Source organism: Starkeya nomas (genome assembly GCF_902703545.1).
Classification (GTDB): Bacteria; Pseudomonadota; Alphaproteobacteria; order Rhizobiales; family Xanthobacteraceae; genus Ancylobacter; species Ancylobacter moscoviensis.
In genome coordinates, this window is sequence record NZ_CACSAS010000001.1 from 2,775,499 (window position 1) to 2,794,804 (window position 19,306).

The 19,306-nt window shown below is 66.2% G+C and carries 16 protein-coding genes; 8 read left to right on the top strand and 8 right to left on the bottom strand.

All coding sequences use genetic code 11. The features are described from left to right. Window positions 1-23 precede the first annotated feature (23 nt). Genes STARVERO_RS13320 through STARVERO_RS13330 form a run of 3 tightly spaced genes read right to left on the bottom strand, consistent with a single transcriptional unit; the run spans window position 24 to window position 4,971 of the window. Complete coding sequence (locus STARVERO_RS13320) at window positions 24-1,136, bottom strand: ABC transporter permease (RefSeq protein WP_144344481.1); 1,113 nt, start codon at window positions 1,134-1,136, stop codon at window positions 24-26. A 2-nt stretch (window positions 1,137-1,138) separates the two neighbouring features. Continuing rightward, complete coding sequence (gene rbbA, locus STARVERO_RS13325; RefSeq protein WP_159599365.1) at window positions 1,139-3,907, bottom strand: ribosome-associated ATPase/putative transporter RbbA; 2,769 nt, start codon at window positions 3,905-3,907, stop codon at window positions 1,139-1,141. Beyond that, window positions 3,904-4,971 carry an HlyD family secretion protein gene (locus STARVERO_RS13330; RefSeq protein ID WP_159599367.1) on the bottom strand — a complete coding sequence of 356 codons (1,068 nt, stop codon included), beginning with the start codon at window positions 4,969-4,971 and terminating at the stop codon, window positions 3,904-3,906. The genes rbbA and STARVERO_RS13330 overlap by 4 nt, the downstream gene beginning before the upstream one ends. Window positions 4,972-5,132: 161 nt before the next feature. Between STARVERO_RS13330 and STARVERO_RS13335 the strand changes: the two genes are divergently transcribed. Next, entirely contained in the window at window positions 5,133-5,744 is a 612-nt protein-coding gene (locus STARVERO_RS13335) for a TetR/AcrR family transcriptional regulator (RefSeq protein WP_159601766.1), read from the top strand. Between the two features lie 396 nt (window positions 5,745-6,140). On the opposite strand, the gene STARVERO_RS13340 is transcribed toward STARVERO_RS13335, so the two are convergent. The 3 genes from STARVERO_RS13340 to pdxR form a co-directional block, all read right to left on the bottom strand. Continuing rightward, on the bottom strand, window positions 6,141-6,353 hold the full coding sequence (locus STARVERO_RS13340) for a cysteine rich repeat-containing protein (RefSeq protein ID WP_159599369.1): 213 nt from the start codon (window positions 6,351-6,353) through the stop codon (window positions 6,141-6,143). Between the two features lie 283 nt (window positions 6,354-6,636). Beyond that, window positions 6,637-7,425: a YggS family pyridoxal phosphate-dependent enzyme gene (locus tag STARVERO_RS13345; RefSeq protein WP_144344476.1), complete on the bottom strand. Its 789-nt coding sequence runs from the start codon at window positions 7,423-7,425 to the stop codon at window positions 6,637-6,639. A 298-nt stretch (window positions 7,426-7,723) separates the two neighbouring features. After that, a complete protein-coding gene (gene pdxR, locus STARVERO_RS13350) occupies window positions 7,724-9,214 on the bottom strand; it encodes a MocR-like pyridoxine biosynthesis transcription factor PdxR (protein WP_159599371.1) in 1,491 nt (496 codons plus the stop codon). A 121-nt stretch (window positions 9,215-9,335) separates the two neighbouring features. On the opposite strand from pdxR, the gene STARVERO_RS13355 reads away from it, so the two are divergent. Then, complete coding sequence (locus tag STARVERO_RS13355) at window positions 9,336-10,568, top strand: benzoate/H(+) symporter BenE family transporter (protein ID WP_159599373.1); 1,233 nt, start codon at window positions 9,336-9,338, stop codon at window positions 10,566-10,568. 215 nt (window positions 10,569-10,783) lie between these two features. Here STARVERO_RS13355 and STARVERO_RS23700 read toward each other — a convergent pair whose 3' ends face one another. Further along, window positions 10,784-10,906, bottom strand: a complete 123-nt coding sequence (locus STARVERO_RS23700; protein WP_280178124.1) for a hypothetical protein — start codon at window positions 10,904-10,906, stop codon at window positions 10,784-10,786. 827 nt (window positions 10,907-11,733) lie between these two features. Here STARVERO_RS23700 and STARVERO_RS13360 point away from each other — a divergent pair. From STARVERO_RS13360 to STARVERO_RS13385, 6 genes are all read left to right on the top strand, one after another. After that, window positions 11,734-13,119, top strand: coding sequence for an aspartate aminotransferase family protein (locus STARVERO_RS13360; RefSeq protein ID WP_159599375.1), 1,386 nt, complete (start codon window positions 11,734-11,736; stop codon window positions 13,117-13,119). Between the two features lie 66 nt (window positions 13,120-13,185). Further along, window positions 13,186-14,241, top strand: coding sequence for an ABC transporter substrate-binding protein (locus tag STARVERO_RS13365; protein ID WP_159599377.1), 1,056 nt, complete (start codon window positions 13,186-13,188; stop codon window positions 14,239-14,241). Between the two features lie 166 nt (window positions 14,242-14,407). Further along, window positions 14,408-15,475: an ABC transporter ATP-binding protein gene (locus tag STARVERO_RS13370; protein WP_159599379.1), complete on the top strand. Its 1,068-nt coding sequence runs from the start codon at window positions 14,408-14,410 to the stop codon at window positions 15,473-15,475. Beyond that, entirely contained in the window at window positions 15,475-16,656 is a 1,182-nt protein-coding gene (locus STARVERO_RS13375; RefSeq protein ID WP_159601768.1) for an ABC transporter permease, read from the top strand. Before STARVERO_RS13370 ends, STARVERO_RS13375 begins: the two co-directional genes overlap by 1 nt. A 1-nt stretch (window position 16,657) precedes the next feature. Next, a complete protein-coding gene (locus STARVERO_RS13380; RefSeq protein WP_159599381.1) occupies window positions 16,658-17,440 on the top strand; it encodes an ABC transporter permease in 783 nt (260 codons plus the stop codon). Window positions 17,441-17,476: 36 nt separating this feature from the next. Beyond that, the gene (locus STARVERO_RS13385; RefSeq protein WP_159599383.1) at window positions 17,477-18,403 is read left to right on the top strand and encodes an aminotransferase class IV; all 927 of its coding nucleotides are present in this window, start codon (window positions 17,477-17,479) and stop codon (window positions 18,401-18,403) included. A 37-nt stretch (window positions 18,404-18,440) separates the two neighbouring features. Here the strand turns inward: STARVERO_RS13385 and STARVERO_RS13390 are convergent, their stop codons facing one another. Beyond that, entirely contained in the window at window positions 18,441-19,295 is an 855-nt protein-coding gene (locus tag STARVERO_RS13390; protein WP_144344468.1) for a DMT family transporter, read from the bottom strand. Window positions 19,296-19,306 lie beyond the last annotated feature (11 nt).

Sequence of the window (19,306 nt, forward strand, 5' to 3'; positions counted from 1 at the left end):
GAGGGAACCGGTGCCGCAACGCGCTATCGAAGGAATTTCCGGAAGCGCTGCAGGGAAAACAGGAACAGCGCCCCGCCGATGACGATGAGCGCGAGGAATTGCGGCCACACGACATCGAAGCCGGCGCCCCGGAACAGGATCGACTGCGCCAGCATCACGAAATGCGTGTTCGGCGCAGCGAGCATGATGTCCTGAATGATCTGCGGCATGCTCTCGCGTGGCGTGACGCCGCCGGACAGCACTTGCAGCGGCAGCAGCACGAGCATCAGCAGCAGGCCGAACTGCGGCATGGTGCCGGCCACGGTGGCCAGGAAGATGCCCATCGACGTCGTGGCGAAGAGCAGCAGCCCGGTGCCGAGCAGGAACAGCGTCAGCGACCCGTTGATCGGTACGTTGAGCAGGCCCTGCACGATGAAGATCATCGACACGCTGGTCGCGACCAGAACCACCAGCCCCATCGACCACACCTTGCTCAGCATGATCTCGACCGGCGTCACCGGCATGACCAGCAGGTGCTCGATGGTGCCGTGCTCGCGCTCGCGGATCAGCGCGGCCCCGGTCAGGATGATCGACAGCATGGTGATCGAGGAGATCACGTTGGTGATCGCGCCGAACCAGCTCTTGTTGAGCTCCTGGTTGAAGCGGGAGCGCAGGACCAGGTCGACCGGCACGGTGGTTCCGCCGCGATAGCGGTTCAGGAACTCGCCGACCTCGTCGGAGACGATGGTCTGCACGTAGCCGCCGCCGGAGAAGGCCTGCGACATGCGCGTGGCATCGACGTTGAGCTGGATGGTCGGCGACCGGCCGGCCAGCAGGTCGCGCTGGAAATTCGGCGGAATGTCGAGCGCGAACGTATCGAGCCCCGCATCCATGCGCCGGTCCATCTCATATTGCGAGATGAGTTTGGGCACGGAGAAATAGGGAGGATAGAACGCTGTGACGATGCGCGAGGAAACCGGCGACTGGTCCTCGTCGACGATCGCGATCGCCGCCCGGTTCAGCGTCTCCGGCATGGCCGTGGAGGCGGTGTAGATCGACACCGTGAAGGAATAGACGATCAGCACCAGCAGCATGGGGTCCCGCGCAAGCCCGCGCAGTTCCTTGATCCCGAGCTGGAAGATGTTGGCGCCGCGCATGGTCAGCTCGCCTGCTTCTTGAGGAGCGCGATGCCGAGGCCGATCAGGACGGGGCCGGCGATCAGCAGCGGGATGAAAGAGCCGGCGAGATCGGAGAAGCCCAGCCCCTTGGAGAAGGCGCCCCGCGCGATCGTCATGAAATAGGTCGTCGGGTAGATATGCCCGATGAAGGCGCCGGCCCCCTCCAGCGAGGAGACCGGGTCGATCATGCCGGAATAGTTCACGGCGGGGATGAGCGTGAGCAGCGCGGTGCCGAAGATCGCGGCGATCTGGCTGCTCATGAAGGTGGACATGAGCAGCCCGAGGGCGGTGGTGGCGAAGACATAGAGCAGCGCCGCCGTGCTCAGGGCGGTGAGGCTGCCGGTCAGCGGCACCCGGAAGATGAAGACGGCGAAGGCGACCAGCATCGTGAAGTTCAGCATGGCGAGCGCGACATAGGGGAGCTGCTTGCCGACGAGGAACTCGAACCGGGTGACGGGCGTGACGTAGAAATTGGTGATGGAGCCGAGCTCCTTCTCCCGCACCACGCTGAGCACGGCGAGCATGGCGGGGATCATCATCAACAGCAGCGGGATCATGGCCGGCACGATCGCCACGAGGCTTTCGACGCCGGGGTTGTAGCGGTAGCGCAGCGCGATCTGGAAGTCGCCGACGATGGCGCGATCGCCGTAGAGCTCGCGCGCCTTCTGCGTCAGCCAGGCCGCGTGCATGCCCTGGACATAGCCGCGCACGGTCTCCGCCCGGGTGGGCATGGCCCCGTCGATCCAGGCACCAACCTCCACCGTCTTGTTGCCGCGCGACACGTCGCGCGCGAAGCCGGGCGGAATCTCGATGGCCAGGCTGATCTCGCCGGCGCGCATGCGCCGATCGAGGTCGGCGTAGTCGGTGATCGGCGGCTTCTCGATGAAGTAACGCGAACCGGCGATCTGCTGGACGTAGTCGTTGCTGAGGGTCGTGTTGTCGCGGTCGAGGACGGCGAAGGACAGGTTGTCGACGTCCATATTAATGCCGTAGCCGACGACGAACATCAGGATCACCGTGCCGAGCAGGGCGAGCGTGGCACGAATGGGATCGCGCCGCAGCTCCAGCGCCTCGCGCTGCGTATAGGCGAACATGCGGCGCGGATCGAAGCGGCGGGGGGCGGCGGCCGGGGTTCCCGTCGCCGTCGGCACCGCCGCCGGGAGGGGTGCGGCCGGTCCGGCCGTCGCCTTCTCGCCGATCGCTTCCTCGAGATAGGCGATGAAGGCTTCCTCGAGCGAGTGCGCCCTGCGCTTCTCGACGATCGCCTGCGGCGTGTCGCTGATCAGCACCTTGCCCGCATGCATGAGCGAGATGCGGTCGCAGAGTTCCGCCTCGTTCATGAAATGGGTCGAGACGAAGATCGTGACGTTGTCCTTGCGCGAGAGGTCGGACAGGATCTGCCAGAAGGCGTCCCGCGCGACCGGATCGACGCCGGATGTCGGCTCGTCGAGGATGAGGATGTCCGGTGCGTGGATCATCGCCACCGCGAGCGACAGGCGCTGGCGGATGCCGAGCGGCAGCGCGTCGGGCAGGCTGTCCATGATGTCTTCGAGGTCGAAGCGGGCCGCCATCTCCTCGATCCGCGCCGGGATCGCCTCCGGCTCCAGCCGGAACAGACGCGCGTGCAGATCGAGATTCTGCCGGACGGTGAGCTCGGAATAGAGCGAGAAGGCCTGGCTCATGTAGCCGACGCGCCGGCGCACCTCGATGTCGTTCGGATCGACCTCGCGACCGAAAAGCCGGGCCGTACCCTCGGTGGCGGGCAGAAGGCCGGTCAGCATCTTCATGGTCGTGGTCTTGCCGCAGCCGTTCGAGCCGAGAAAGCCGAAGATCTCCCCGCGCGGGATGCGGAAGCTGACGTCGCTGACGGCGACGAAGTCGCCGAAGCGCATGGTGAGGTGCTCGGCCTCGATGGCGATATCCTCGGCGCCGTCGCCCGCGCGCGGGGGGATGACGACCTCGCGATGATCGCGGCGCTTCTCCTCCGGCAGCAGGGAGATGAAGGCGGCATCGAGATTGGGCGTGCCGGTGCGCGACAGCAGCTCCGCCGGCGTCCCGGTCGCGAGGATGCGCCCGTCGTCCATGGCGACCAGCCAGTCGAAGCCTTGCGCTTCCTCCATATAGGCGGTCGCGACGATCACACTCATGTTCGGCCGGTCGCGCCGGATGGCGTCGATCAGTTCCCAGAACTGGCGGCGCGACAGCGGATCGACGCCCGTGGTGGGCTCGTCCAGGATGAGCAGGTCGGGATCGTGGATGAGCGCGCAGCACAGGCCGAGCTTCTGCTTCATGCCGCCCGAAAGCTTGCCGGCCGGACGATCGGGGAAAGGATCGAGCCCCGTCGCCCGCAGCAGCTCGTCGATCCGGCGCTGCCGCTCCGCGCGATCCTGGCCGAACAGGCGGCCGAAGAAATCGACGTTCTCGAATACCGAGAGCGTAGGATAGAGGTTCTTGCCCAGCCCCTGCGGCATGTAGGCGATACGCGGGCAGGTCAGCCGCCGGTGCACGGCGTCGGCGATGTCGCCCCCCAGCACCTCGACATGGCCGGACTGGACGACATGCGCGCCGGCGATCAGCGACAGCAGGCTTGACTTGCCGACGCCGTCCGGCCCGATCAGCCCGACCATCACTCCGGCGGGAATGTTGAGGCTCACGCCGTCGAGGGCGCGGGTCGTCCCGTAGGAAAGCCCGACATCCCGCAGGCGCACCACCGACGCCGGCGGCTCCGGCGACCCGGAGGGCGGACTCATTGCGCGAGATTCCCGCTCAGGCTGGCCGGCCAGGCGGCGTCGGGATCGAGCCGGACATAGGCCATGCCGGGCAGTCCGGTCTTCACGTAACGGATGTACTTGCGCAGCAGCTCCGGCGGAATCTGCGCCTTGATGCGGAACATCAGCTTCTGGCGCTCTTCCTCCGTCTCCACGGTCTTCGGCGTGAACTGCGCGACGTCGGCCACGAAGCTCACCTTCGCCGGGATCACATATTGGGGGATCGCGTCCAGGACGAGCCGCACCTCGGAGCCGATCTCCACGCGCCCGGCCTGGGCCGTCGGCAGGAAGAAGGTCATGTAGACGTCGCCGAGATCGACGAGGTTCAGCACCCGCCCGCCGGCCGACAGGACCTCCCCCGGCTGGGCGACGCGGTACTGCACGCGCCCGTCGCGCGGCGAGACCAGCGTGCTGTCGTCGATATCGGCCACGATGCTCTCGATCGCCGCGCGGGCGGCATCCACCGCGGCCTCGGCGTCGACGACCGTCGCCTTCGCCGAGCCGATGGCCGCCTCCGCCGCGGCGAGCTGGGCCTGCGCCGCCGCCACGGCCGCCTTCGAGCTTTCCTCGCTCGCACGATCGTCGTCGACCGTCTGCTGCGACACGGCGTTCGTCTTCACCAGCTGGGAGGAGCGGGCGAGCCGCTTCTCGGCCGCGTCGAGTTCGGCCTGCCGCTGCGCGATGGTGGCCTGCGCCGCCGTGCGCTCAGCCTCGCGCTGCTCGACCAGGCTATGGGCGGTGTCGACGCTGATCAGCGCGCGCTTGAGCTGGGCTTCCGCCTGCCGGCGCTGGGCTTCGAGCTGCGCGGTGTCCATGCGCGCCAGAACCTGGCCGGCGGTGACGAAATCGCCCTCGTTGACGAGGATTTCCCGGATGCGGCCGGAAGCCTTCGTCGACACGTCGATCTCGGTCGCCTCGATGCGGCCATTGCCGCTGGCGATGCCCGCGGGCAATCCGGTCCCCGCATAGAGACGCCAGCCATAATAGGCTCCGGCGATCAGCGCGACGCAGATGACGGCCAGAATCCAGTTCTTCGGCGACTTCATTTTTTCCAACCCGTTGCGACGACCGAGCCGCCCCTCGATGCATCTTCCCAGAGGCTGCAAACACTACCCGCAGCGTTGCGTCGTTGATCGGAATCAACACCTGTTCACCACCTCTCAGGCTAGCCGTAATTTTCACCCGTGCAATGGCTCTGCGAGGAATAATGTCGAAGCCAGCCACCCCTTCCCAGGCACCGGAGCGGACGCGCGAGCGCATCCTGAAGGCGGCGATCATACGCTTTTCCACGCACTCCTACGAAGCGACCGGCTTGCGTGATCTGGCCGCCGACGTCGGCGTAGACGTCGCCTATGTGCATCGCTGCTTCGGGTCGAAGGAAAAGCTCTTCCGCGAGGCGCTCAAGGCCTCCATGAAGCCGGAGCGGCTGTTCGCCGAGGACGGGGACATCGCCGCGATTCTGTCCCGGGAGATGATGCGCGAGCGCGGCGCCGACGAGATCGGCTCCCTCGACATCGCCATTCGGTCCTTTTCCAGCCCGGAAGCCGCCCGCGTGCTGCGCGACACCCTCATGGAGGACTTCGTCACGCCGCTGACGGAAAGACAGCAGGGCCTGTCGGAGATGCGCGCGACGCTGATCGCGGCGGTTCTCGGCGGTGTCGGCATACTGAAGGACGTGATCGCCGCGGGGCCGCTCAGGGAGAGCAGGCCGGAGCAGATCGAGGCGGCCCTCGCTCAGATCATCCAGGAGATCCTGGTTTCCGAGGACGACGACGGCGCCCTCCGGCATCGCCCCCATCCGCCGAAGGGCACGCAATGACTCTTCCGCGTCCCTGAGAAGGTCCGCTTCCGCGGCGTATCCCGTCGGCCAAGGCCGTCGCGCGGCCGGAAGCGGCGGTCACGGACCGAAGGCGAGCTCCTTCGGACGGGCGACATAGGGCTGCACCGCCCCGATATGCACCGCCCCCTGCGCGCGGATCGCACGCAGCTTGACCTTCTGCTCCTGCCACACGCGCCGCGCGGCCTGCCGCTCTTCCTCGCTCAGATGCGCCAGTGCGGCGAGCTGCCGATGCCTCGCATCTGACGGGCCTAGCGGCAGGCAAATGATGCCCTGTTTCGCGCGTCGAGCCCCTTGTCCAGCGCGGCTCGACTGATCAGGACGCTTCAGCGATGACGGACAGACCCTCGAAGCGATCCGCCCCTCACCGGCGCGACGTCAGCCCTTCATCTTCTGCAGGGCCTGCGCGCAGCCGACCGACATTTCCTTGGTGTGCGCCTTCAGGCACTTCATCACGCGCCCCCCACCCGGCTGCACGCCGTTGCACAGCCGCGCAATGTCGGCCTTGCAGTACTTCACGAGGTCACCTTCCTGGGCGAAGGCGACCGTGGAGGTGCCGACGAGAGCAAGAGCGATAAGCGTGGCGCGCATAGGGGTTCCCCTCGATGATCGGTTCGAGCCGGATAGCCGAATGGGGAACCGCCAGCGATGTCGATTCTTGGTCGCATCCGCGGATGCGGAAGGGCGCAGCTCGGAACCGCAAGCTTGCCGCATCAATGGCACCGCCATCACGGTCTCAGGGGCAGATCGGTATCAAGACGACGCGGCCAAGGCACGGCGAGACGCCCATGCCCCCGATTATGGCCACAGTTGCCGACGTCGGAGTGCGCATCGTTGGAAGCAGTTCCCACGCTTCGCGATCCTGCCTTGGGCTTCACGCTCCGGGAGCAAGGCCCGGCCAATAGAAGGCATCACCCGTCGGTCGCGCGCCAAAAATCGCCTGACCAACCCGCACGATGTGCGCTCCTTCCTCGATGGCGGTCTCGAAATCCGCCGACATGCCCATGGAAAGCTGCGTCAGGCCCGGATGGACGGCAACGGCGCGGTCCCGCAAGTCGCGGAGCAGCCGGAAACAACCGCGCACGCGATCCGTCTCCGCGCTGAAGATCGCCAATGTCATCAGCCCGCGCGGTTTGAGCCGGGGATAGTCCGCCAGGCGTTCGATGAAGGGCCGGAGATCGTCGGGACGGAGGCCGTATTTGCTGTCTTCCCCCGAGGTATTGACCTGTACGAAGACGTCCAGGTCACGATTCTGGGCGTCGAGCCGGCGGTTGAGTTCCTCCGCCAGCCTTATGCTGTCGAGCGCATGAAACTCCGACGCCAGCCGGACCAGATACTTCACCTTGTTGGTCTGGAGATGGCCAATGATGCTCCAGCGGATGGACAGGTCGCCGAGGTCGGCCTGTTTGTCGCGAGCCTCCTGGAGCTTGTTTTCCCCGAAGTCGGAGATCCCCGCGGCATGGGCGAACCGCAGGACATTGGCAGGGACCGTCTTGGTGACGGGCAGGAGACGGACGTCTTCGGGATGGCGTCCGCTGCGATGACAGGCCGCCGCGATGCGATCCTGGACGGCGCAAAGGTTCGCTGCGAACGTGCCGGCGGGATCGGCGCCGAACCGGGCGATCTCCTCCGGCAGAAGCCCCGTCTTCGAGAATGGTCTCATCTTGCTCGCGCTCCCGACCGGCAGCAGGTCACCCCTCGCAGGGGGATCGTGTCGCCGGTGGCAGCGGCTTCATCTGCAGTGGAGAAGGCGACGGCGACGCCTCCCGCCTTTCCGACCGCGGACGGCGGCACAGCCGATGATCCCATTGACGATCTCCTGCGCGGCCGGCCCATGACCCATGCGGCGGGACTGGGCGCCACCCATCGCATCTACCGGGAAAATGATCCGCCGGTCCCTTCCACTTTTGAGCGATCGACCAGACCATTACGCGGGAGGTCCCGGCAGAACCGGATCGCCTTCACCGTTTCGTTGCTGCCCGAAGCGCATTCGCCAGCCTCTTGACCGCAACCTCGATCTCGGCAGGCGTGGACGCTGCAAAGCCCATCAGGAAGCCAGCCTCGGCATCATCCGTCGCGTGCAGCGCCGACAAGCCTAGAAGCTCGATGCCCGCGTTCCGCCCGGCGTCGATGGCAACGCGCTCGGACAGGTCGCCGGTCAGCAGGCAGGGCATTTGCAGCCCACCAACGGGAATGCGCGGCTCGACGAAATCCGGCAGGTGCTTCCGAACGAGATCGGCGAGCGCCTCGAGCCGCTGCGCATAGATGCCGCGCATGCTCCGGACATAGGCGCCGAAATGCCCGCCCTCCATGAACCGGGCCAGCGTCAGTTGCGCCATCGGAGCGGAATGCCCGTCGAGCAGGGTGCGCGCGATGGTCATCGGCTTCACCAGTTGCGGCGGCAGCACGACGTAACCGATCCGCAGGCCCGGAAAGAGCGACTTGGTGAAGGTGCCGATATAGATCGTCCGGTCATGGGGATCGAGCCCCTGCACGCAGGCCATCGGCTTGCCGGCATAGTGGAATTCGCTGTCGTAGTCGTCCTCTATGATCCACGCCTGATGCCGTGCCGCCCATTCGATCAGCGCCAGTCGCCGGTCGAGCGCCAGCGTCGCGCCGGTCGGAAACTGGTGGGATGGCGTCAAAGAAACGGCTTTGGCCTTGCGCGGTTCGGCCAGGATTCGCTTAGCGACGATCCCGTGCCGGTCTACCCGGATCGGGACGCATTCCAGCCCTGCCGTGTCGAACGCCTTGCGCGCCCCGTGATAGGCCGGGTCTTCGATGAAGATCCGGTCGCCGGGATCGAGCAGCACGTTGGCGCACAGCATCATGGCCTGCTGCGAACTGGTGAGAACGAGCACCCGGTCGGCCGTGGCGCGCGCCCCGCGCTCAAGATTCACGTAATCGGCAATGGCACGGCGTAGCGCTTCGGTGCCCTGCGGATCGCCATGAGCCAGAGCCTGCGTGCCGACCTCCCGGCGCACCTGTCGCTCCAACCTCTCCCAGAGCTGCAGCGGAAAGCTGCGCGTTTCCGGCACGCCGGGCGAAAACGGCCTGGGCAACAGCGCGTCGTGTATCCCGCCACCGTGGAACATGGCGTTGCCGCGCTTGCTGAGCTTCGGAGCCTGGTGGCGCGGCGGCGCATCCCGCCGGAACGGGCGATGGCCGGACGCGAACTCCGTCATCTGCGCCACGAAGCTGCCGCTCCCGACGCGGCGGTCGATGAAACCTTCGGCGTGGAGCTGGGCGTAGGCCGCCTCGATCGTGTCGCGCGATACGCCCAGCGACAGGGCAAGCGCGCGCGAGGCCGGCAGAGGTTTCCCCGCCCCAAGCGCACCATCGACGATCAGTTGCCGGATGGCCCGCTGGATCCGGGCATGAAGCGGCATCGCCACGTGAGCGGGATGGGCGATCCACGCTTTCACCGATTCGAGCTGGGAATGCCTGAACAAATGGTCTGACCTATTGGATAAAAATGGACGGAAATATCAGACCATTGATCGGCTATGTGTCAAGCCCGCTTGAAATCCCGCCTGTAATCCCGCGCCGACCTTCAGGAGGTTCGTCAGGATCATGTCGTCCCGTGCCGCATCGTCTCCCATTCGCCTGAGCGACCTCGTCCATCCGGCCATCGCCGGCCTGATCTCCGTCATCGTCAACTATGGCGGCACCTTCATTCTGGTCTTTCAGGCGGCGAAGGTCGCGGGACTGAGCCCGGAACTCACCGCGTCCTGGGTCTGGTCGGTGTCCATTGGCGTGGGACTGACGGGACTGTTCCTGAGCTGGCGCTATCGCGAGCCGATCATCACGGCATGGTCCACGCCGGCGGCCGCGTTTCTCGTCACGGCTCTGGCGACGACGCCGTATCCGGAAGCCATCGGCGCCTACATGGCCTCGGCGGCGGCCTTCGTCGGGCTCGGGTTATCGGGCTGTTTCGAGAAGGTCATCCGGCTGATTCCACCGGGCATCGCCTCCGGCCTGCTGGCCGGCATCCTGCTGCCGTTCGGCATCGGCGCGTTCGGGGGCGCCAGCGTCGATCCGCTGCTCGTCGGCCTGCTGGTCGTTGCCTATCTCGCGCTGAAGCGCTTCTCGGCGCGCTATGCCGTGGTCGGCATCCTCGTTCTCGGGCTGGCCCTCCTGCTCGTGCAGGGGCGGGTCGATCTGTCGGAACTGAAGCTGGAGTTCGCGGCCCCCGTCTTCACCAGCCCGGAGTTCTCGGTGAACGCGCTGCTGTCCGTCGCGCTGCCTCTGTTCCTCATCACGCTGACCGGCCAATACATGCCGGGAATGCTCGTGCTGCGAAACGACGGTTTCAGGACCAGCGCCAACCCGATCGTCACCGTGACGGGACTGGGTTCGCTCGTCATGGCTCCGTTCGGGTCTCATGCGTTCAACATCGCCGCGATCACCGCCGCCATCGCCACGGGCAAGGAGGCGCATGAAAACCCGTCGAAACGCTGGATCGCCGGCATCGCGGCCGGCTGTTTCTACGTGCTGGTCGGGGTGTTCGGCGTCACGCTCGCCGCCGTCTTCATGGCTTTCCCGGCGACCTTTATCACCACGCTGGCCGGTTTGGCGCTGCTCGGCACGATCGGGGGCAGCCTCGCCGGAGTGATGGCCGATCCGGCGTCCCGCGAAGCCGCGCTGATCACCTTCCTGGCCTCCGCCGCGAACATAAAGCTGCTCGGAATCGGCGGCGCGTTCTGGGGACTGGTCGTCGGTCTTCTCGCCCATCTCGTCCTGAACGGCCGCCTGCTGCGCCGCCGCCGGGCCGGGCGGACCGGGAACGAAGCCGCCGCGAAGTGACGGCCGAAACCCGCCTCCGCCGTCCCAAGTCGGAACCGATGACCTCCTCCACTTCGGCCGCCTTTGGCATGCCGCCGCTCCGCGCGGGAGTCCCGCTTCCGCGCGGATGAACGTCTCGCTCTCTTATGATCGACGCGCCATAGACCATCGGCTCTGGTGCCAGGTGCCGTTGATCAGAGCCTGCGCCGTTCGACCACCGACCGCTTCACCCGGGCTCAAAACTCCAGTGCCAGCCGTTCTGCCTCGATCTTTGCGTTCGCACGCGCCACCTGCTCAGCTTCCAACCCAAACAGCGTGCGCTCGATCAGAATTGAATCGATATCCGTTACGCCGATCATCCTGAGCCAAGCCTCGACGTTAGGGCTTCTGGAAATCGTAGCTCTCGCCCGGTGTCCAAGTTGACGTGGGCGCGCAATCCAATCCCCGAGCATATATTACCGCAGCTCGGCTGGCATTTACCCCCCCCGAAAACCCATTGGCATCGAACGAAAAGAGCACATCCTTCTGCGAAATCAGGTCAATCAATTGCTTGAACCGATAAGGAATGCCGCCGGTGATCGAACGGGGCAGAAGCACGCACGGATGACCTGCTCCTGCACCACGTCGAAGGTCATCCAGAGACAGAAGCTCATCCAGAGACACTTGCCCACGCCCCACAGGCGGCGGGAGGCAGCGGCTGCGCGGGCTGGATCGGCGCTCGCAGAGCGAAACTGAAGGCGCCTGCGGCAAAGGCCAGCCGCTCGACGCCTCAAGAAACACCGGCAAACAGTCACCTAAGCGTCGAGCGTCCCCTCGACCACATCGAGGGGCGATAGCTCCCGCATTGGCACGCGCCAACGGCTCCCAGCAGTGATCGCACGGCCCCACAGCCGCCCTGATCCTCTCCCCGACCAAAGGCTAACCAGGCCCCAACGGAAAGTGGAACGGCTTTTGCGAAATCAGGATCACCCCAGCCCGCCATCGACACAAGCCACAGATTATAAGGAGTCTTTTCGTGATCACATTTGCCGATCCGATGTCAATTATTGGGTTCCGGAAGCCCATTCCGCGGATTTGCGGACCGAAAAACACCTGTGATTTCAGTCATGTCCAGCAACTGTGATCACACAATAAGCTGCCCGCCTAGCAATCATGCATATTTGATAGGCATCAAAAGGGGCCATCCATGCCACTCCCCAATTCCATCGAAGCCCGCGACATCGCCTTCCATCTCCACCCCGCGACGAATGCCGCCAGGCACCGCGAGATCGGTCCGCTGGTCATCGAGCGTGGCGAGGGCGTGCATGTCTTCGACGCTTCCGGCCGCAAATACATCGAGGCGCTGGCCGGGCTCTGGTGCGCCGGGCTCGGCTTCAGCGAGACCCGGGTGGCCGATGCCGTCTATCAACAGATGAAGACGTTGCCCTACTATCACACCTTCGCCCATCGCTCGCACGGGCCGGTGGTCGACCTTGCCGAGAAGCTCGTCAGCCTCGCTCCGGTGCCGATGAGCAAAGTATTCTTCACCAACTCCGGCTCCGAGGCGGTGGATACCGTCATCAAGCTCGTCTGGTACCGGGCGAACGCCATGGGCCAGCCGGAGCGCAAGAAGTTCATCGCCCGCGATCGTGCCTTCCACGGCCTGACCATCGCCGCTTCCTGCCTCACCGGTCTGCCGGCCAACCATCGCGGTTTCGATCTCGTCGGGCCGGAGGTGCTGCGCGTCACGGCACCCGACCATTACCGCAACGCCCTGCCGGCCGAGAGCGAGGAAGAGTTCGCCACGCGGCTCGCCGCGGAGCTGGAGGCGCTGATCCTCCGCGAGGGGCCGGAGACCATCGCCGCCTTCATCGGCGAGCCGGTCATGGGTGGCGGCGGCGTTATCGTGCCCCCGGAAGGCTACTGGCCGAAGATGCAGGCCGTGCTGCGCAAGTACGACATCCTGCTGGTCGCCGACGAGGTGATCTGCGGCTTCGGGCGAACCGGTACGCTGTTCGGCAGCACGACCTTCGGCATCGAGCCGGACATCATGACGCTCTCCAAGCAGCTGTCCTCGGCCTATCTGCCGATCTCCGCCGTCCTCGTGAACGAGAAGGTCGTCGAGCCGATCATCGAGGAGAGCGGGCGCCTCGGCATTCTCGGGCATGGCTTCACCGCCAGCGGACATCCGGTGACGGCCGCTGCCGCGCTGGAAACGCTGCGCATCATCGAGGAGGACGGCCTCGTCGAGAACGCGGCGCGCTCCGGCGCCCATCTGCGCGCGGGACTGGAGGCGCTCGCCGATCATCCGCTCGTCGGCAATGTGCGCGGCGTGGGTCTCGTGGCAGGGGTCGAGCTCGTCCTCGACAAGCAGGCCAAGAGCGGCCTTCCGGAACAGCCCGGCGGCCTCGGCCTGCTGGTGAATACCCGGCTGCAGGAACTCGGCGTGCTCACCCGCGCCATGGGCGACACGATCGGCTTCTCCCCGCCCCTCATCATCAGCCTCGCCGAGGTGGACGCTCTCCTCGCCGCGTTCGCCCAGGCGCTGGACGATGTCGCCGCCACCCTCGCGGTCCGGATGGAGCCGGCCTGACCGCCGCCTCCCACAACAATGCCGGCGCTCGAGCGCTGGCCCCCCTTCCAACTGGAGAACAGCAGCATGACCACCAAGTACGCCTTGCGTCGCCTCGGTTTCGTCTCTGCGGCCGTCGTCGCCATTGCCACGACGCCGGCGCTGGCCCGCGATCTCACCATCGTCGGATGGGGCGGCGCCACCCAGGACGCCCAGCGCGAAGCCTATTTCAAGCCCTTTGCGGAGAAGGAAGGCACCAAGGTGCTGGAGGATTCCTGGGACGGCGGCTACGGCGTCCTGCAGTCCAAGGTGAGCGCCGGCACGCCGAACTGGGATCTCGTGCAGGTCGAGGCCGAGGAACTGGTGCTGGGCTGCGCCGACGGCATCTACGAGAAGCTGGACTGGGAGCAGATCGGCCCGAAGGAGGATTTCCTCGATGAAAGCGTCAGCGATTGCGGCGTCGGCGCGCTGACCTCCTCCACCGGCCTTGCCTACGATTCCGTGAAGTGGCCGGACGGGCCGAAGAGCTGGGCCGATTTCTGGGACCTGAAGAAGTATCCCGGCAAGCGCGCGCTGCGTAAGGGCCCGAAATACACCATCGAATTCGCCCTGCTGGCCGACGGCGTGAAGCGCGAGGATCTGTACGAGGTCATGTCGACGCCGGAAGGCATCGATCGCGCCTTCAAGAAGCTGGAGGAACTCGGCCCCAATCTCATCTGGTGGGAAGCCGGCGCGCAGCCGATCCAGCTTCTGGCATCCGGCGAGGTGGCGATGACCGCCTCCTACAACGGGCGCATCGCCAACGTGAACAAGAAGGAAGGCAAGAAGTTCGTCTTCGTCTGGCCGGGCAACGTCACCGCCACCGACAGCTGGGTCATCCTCAAGGGCTCGGAAAACAAGGCAGCGGCGATGAAGGCCATCGCCTTCATGAGCCAGCCCGAGCCGGAGGTGAAGATGGCCGAGCTCATCACCTACGGCCTGCCCAGCAAGAAGGCCGCCGCGATGGTGCCGGCGGAAATCTCCAAGGACCTGCCGACCGATCCGAAGAACCTCGCCGAGGCAGTGCCGCTGAACATCGAGTTCTGGATCGACAACAATGAGAGCCTGACCAAGCGTTTCAACGCCTGGCTCGCCGCGCGCTGACGACCGCCGCCGCGGCCCGGCCGCCCGTCTCCGGACGGGCCGCCGGGCGCCTCACCGATCCTTCGCCTGCGGTCGGCACCGCAGGCTCCCGTCAGTCCGCCTGACGCCATGCTCCGGTCCGCCCCATGCGGGCCGGAGACGGCCAGGCACCGAACGGAGACCGGACGTGGTCGACTACCATATTCGCCTCGACGGCGTGACGAAGACCTTCGGCGCCTTGCGCGTGGTCGACAATCTGCGCCTCGACATCGTGCGCGGCGAGTTTCTGAGCCTGCTCGGGCCGTCGGGCTCCGGCAAGACGACGATCCTAATGATGCTCGCCGGCTTTCAGGACGCGACGGAAGGAACGATCTATGTCGACGGACATATGATCAACGACATCCCCTCGCACCGGCGCAACATGGGGGTGGTGTTCCAGAGCTACGCGCTCTTTCCGCATATGACCGTGGCGCAGAACGTCGCCTTCCCGCTGAAGATGCGCGGTGTCGGACGGGCGGAGATCGCCGCGCGGGTCAACAGGGCGCTCGACATGGTGCAGCTCGCCGCGCTGAGCGAGCGCCGGCCGGCGCAGCTCTCCGGCGGCCAGCAGCAGCGCGTGGCGCTGGCCCGTGCACTGGTGTTCGAGCCCGGCGTGGTCTTGATGGACGAGCCGCTCGGCGCACTCGACAAGCAGTTGCGCGAGCAGATGCAGCTCGACATTCGCGAACTGCACGGGAGGCTCGGCCTCACCATCGTCTTCGTCACGCACGACCAGTCCGAGGCGCTCACCATGTCGGACCGGATCGCGGTGTTCAACAAGGGGCTGATCGAACAGATCGATACCCCCCGCATGATCTATGACCATCCGGCGACCCGCTTCGTCGCCGAGTTCATCGGCGAGACGAACCTCATGGAGGGCGAAATCGCCGGCCGGGAAGGCGGCGAGGCGCTGATCCGGCTCGACAGCGGCGACATGCTGCGGGTACGCGACCGGGCGGAATTCGATGCCGGCCGCCGCGTGCTGGCGACCGTCCGGCCCGAGAAGGTCGAACTGTCCGAGGCGCCGGCGGCGATCAACAGCATCCCCGTCGCGGTGACGGATTCGATCTATCAGGGCGATCATCTGCGCGTGCAGTTGCAGGGGCCCGGCCAGCGGCTGGTCGCCCGGCGCGACCGGCGCGCGGCGGAATGGACGCCGGGAGCGAAGATCAACGCGACCTTCGCCCCGGAAGACTGCTGGGTGATCGTGCCATGATGGCCCGGCTCTGGAACCGAAAGACCCGGGCGGCGCTGCTGATCCTGCCGCTGGCGCTGTTCATCGGCATCTTCTTCGTCTGGCCGCTCGGCATCATGGTCAAGCAGTCGGTCCTCGACGACGCCGTGCTGCATCTGCTGCCACGCACCACCGAGGCGATCGCCGGCTGGGATCGGACCGCGCCGCCGACCGAGGCGATGCAGGCCGCCCTCATCGCCGACCTGCGCGCCGCCGACGACGAGAAGGCGGTTGGCGACATGGTGCGCCGCCTCAACAGCGCCCAGTCCGGCTATCGCACGCTGATGACCAAGACCCTGTCGGCGGTCGCGAAGCCGGAAACCGGCCCGCTGCTGACGGATGTCGACAAGCGGTGGGCACAACCGGCCTTCTGGATCGCCATCGCCGATGCCCTGGAGCCGATGACCGACCGCTATCTGCTCGCCGCCGTCGACCTCGAGCGCAACAAGGCGGGCGAGATCGCGGGACTGCCGGACGGCGCCTCCGCCAACCGGACGATCTTCATCCGCACTTTCTGGATCGCCGCCGTCGTCACCTTCTTCTGCGTGCTGATCGGCTATCCCTATGCCTTGCTCACTGCCGCCTCGACGGGCATCACGCGGACCATCCTGCTGACGGCCGTGCTGCTGCCGCTGTGGACCTCGCTTCTGGTGCGCACCGCCGCCTGGTTCATCCTTCTGCAGGAGCAGGGGCTGATCAACGGCTTCCTGCTGAGCATGGGGGCGATCTCCTCGCCGCTGCCGCTTATCTTCAACCGCACCGGCGTGGTCATCGCCATGACGCATGTGCTGCTGCCGCTGATGGTGCTGCCGATCTACAGCGTGCTGCTGACCATTCCGACCAACCTCATGCCGGCCGCAACCTCGCTGGGCGCGCATCCGCTGCGGGCCTTCCTCCACGTACTGCTGCCGCTCAGCCTGAGGGGGGTGATCTCGGGGGCGCTTCTCGTCTTCATGACGGCGGTCGGCTACTACATCACGCCCGCCCTGGTCGGCGGCGCCGGCGACCAGATGATCTCCTCGGTCATCGCCTTCTATTCGACCCAGACCGCGAACTGGAGCATGGCGAGCGCGCTCGGCATCGTGCTCCTCGTCATCACGCTCATCCTCTACGTCGTCTACGTGCAGCTCTCCGGCCGCACCAGCGTGAACGGGAGGATGTGAGATGGCCGGCAAGCTCATCTCCGCCGTCTTCGGCGTTCTGGCGGTCTGCTTCCTGCTCCTGCCGCTGGTGGTCATCTTGCCGCTGGCCTTCACCTCCAGCCAGTTCCTGATCTATCCGATCCCGTCCTTCTCCCTGCGCTGGTTCGAGGAGCTGTTCACCACGCCGGTCTGGCGCGACTCCATCGTCAACAGCCTGATCATCGGCGCCGGCACCACGATACTGGCAACGGTGCTCGGTGTCCTGGCGGCGTTGGGTCTGCGCGAGAAGCTCAATTTCGTCAGCGCCCCGCTCAACACCGTCTTCCTGCTGCCGATGGTGGTGCCGGCAGTGGTGCTGGGCGTGGGCATGCAGATCCTCTACGCGAAGCTCGGGCTCTCCAGTTCCTATGCCGGCATCATCATCGCCCATACGGTGATCGCCATCCCACTGGTGATCGTCAGCGTGGCCAACTCGCTGCAGGGCATGGACACGCGGCTCGAGCTGGCGGCGGCGAGCCTCGGAGCCGGACCGGCGGCGACGCTCCGGCACGTCACGCTGCCGCTCGCCTTTCCCGGCATCATGACCGGGGCCGTTCTCGCCTTCGCCGTCTCGCTGGACGAGGTGGTGCTCAACATCTTCCTTGCCGGTCCCGGTCAGCGGACGCTGGCCAGGCAGATGTTCGCCACGCTGCGCGACAGCATCAGTCCTGCCATCGCCGCGGCCGCCTTCCTGTTCATCGCCGGCACCGTGCTTCTCACCCTGCTTGTCCTGCTGGCCCGTCGCCGCTTCAGCGGTGCCCGCTGAGACGATCGGCCCTTCGAAAAGAAAGGAACCCCGGAAATGGACGCGATGACCGACGAGATCGCCACGCTGCGTGGCAGATATGCCGGAGGGGCCGCCTATCTCGACGGCGAATTCATGCCGCTCGCCGAGGCGAAGATTCCCGTCACTCATTGGGGCTACCGGCGCTCGGACGTCACCTACGACGTCGTCGGCGTGCGCGATGGGCGCTTCTTCCGGCTCGACGACCACATAAGACGTTTCCGCAATTCGATGACGGCGCTGCACATGGAGCCGCCGGAGGGCGACGCGGAGATCCGCGACATCCTCATGAAGCTGGTGCTGATGGCGGATGTGCGCGACGCCTACGTATCAATGGAATGCCTGCGGGCCTCGCCGGCGCCGGGAGCGCTACGCCATCCCGCCTCCTGCCGCTCCTATCTCTCCTGTTCGGCGGTGCCGTGGATCTCGGTCGTCAGCCCGGAAATGGAAGTGCGCGGCATGCATCTGATGATCCCGAAGGTGAAGCGCATTCCCCCATCCTCCTTCGACCCGCGCGTGAAGAACTTCCACTGGGGCGACCTGACCGAGGGGATGTTCGAGGCCAAGGAGGCGGGCGCGGACTTCGCCGTGCTGACGGACGAGACCGGCAACGTCACCGAAGGTCCGGGCTTCAACGTGTTCTGCATCGTCAACGGTCGCGTCATCACGCCCGCGCGTGGCGGACTGGACGGCATTACCCGCCTCTCGGTCTTCGAGCTCTGCGAAGAACTGGGGCTGCCGCTTGAGATACGCGACGTGACGGTCGAGGAATTCGTCAACGCCGACGAGATCTTCGCCTGCACCACCGCGGGCGGCATCATGCCGGCGACGCGGATCGACGGTCGTATCCTCGGCAATGACGTGCCCGGTCCGATCTCGATGCAGCTGAAGGAAACCTTCTGGCAGAAGCGCGCCGAGGGCTGGCACGGCACCGAGGTACTCTGACGCGGCGGAGGATGCCGACCCAGCGCCGGCATCCTCTTCAGGCGGCGGCCGGCCGCCGCTGCCGGAGCACCAGCAGCACGCCGCCGAGGATCAGCACCGTGCCGGCGATCTTGAGCGGAGGAATACTCTCGCCGACCACGAGCACGCCAAGGCCGATCGTCATCACCGGATTAAGCATGGAATAGGGCACGATGGCGTTTACCGGATTGCGCGCCAGCAACCAGTACCAGACGCCATAGGCCATGACTGACGAAACGACGGCGCTGTAGACGACCGCGCTCCATCCGTGCCAGCCGGCCGCGGCGAGGTGGGGCCAGGGATCGCCCTCGAACAGCAGCGCCGCCACCGCAAGCTGCGGCACGCAGAACAGTGAAGACCACCCCGTCAGAGCCATGGCGTCTAACGGCGGCATGAGCTTCACGACGAGATTGGTGACGGCCCAACCGGCGGCGCTGGCGACCAGCAAGGCCAGCGGCAGGAAGCCGGGGAAGGTCGGCCCCTGCGCCAGCACGAACACGCCGGCAACCGTCAGCGCCAGTCCGAAGGCCCGCATGAGACCCAGCGGCTCACGGAAGACGAGGCAGGCGAGAAGGCTCGCCATCGGCGCGCCGAGCTGCACCAGCACCGCGCTGGTGCCGACCTCGGCGAGGCCCAGCGCCATGAACAGCAGGCCGAAATGCACCGTGCCAAATGTGAAGGACACGAGCAGCAGCCAGGGTATGTGCCGCCGTCCGATGCGTGTGAACGGCACCACCAGCGCAGCGACGAGCGTGAAGCGCATCACGCTCATGAGCATGGGGGGCATTTCCGCGACGCCCTGCTTCACCAGCACCAGCGTGCCGGCCCAGCAGGCGACGACGCCTACCGCCAACCAACGGTCGATCATGTTCATGTCGGGAAATC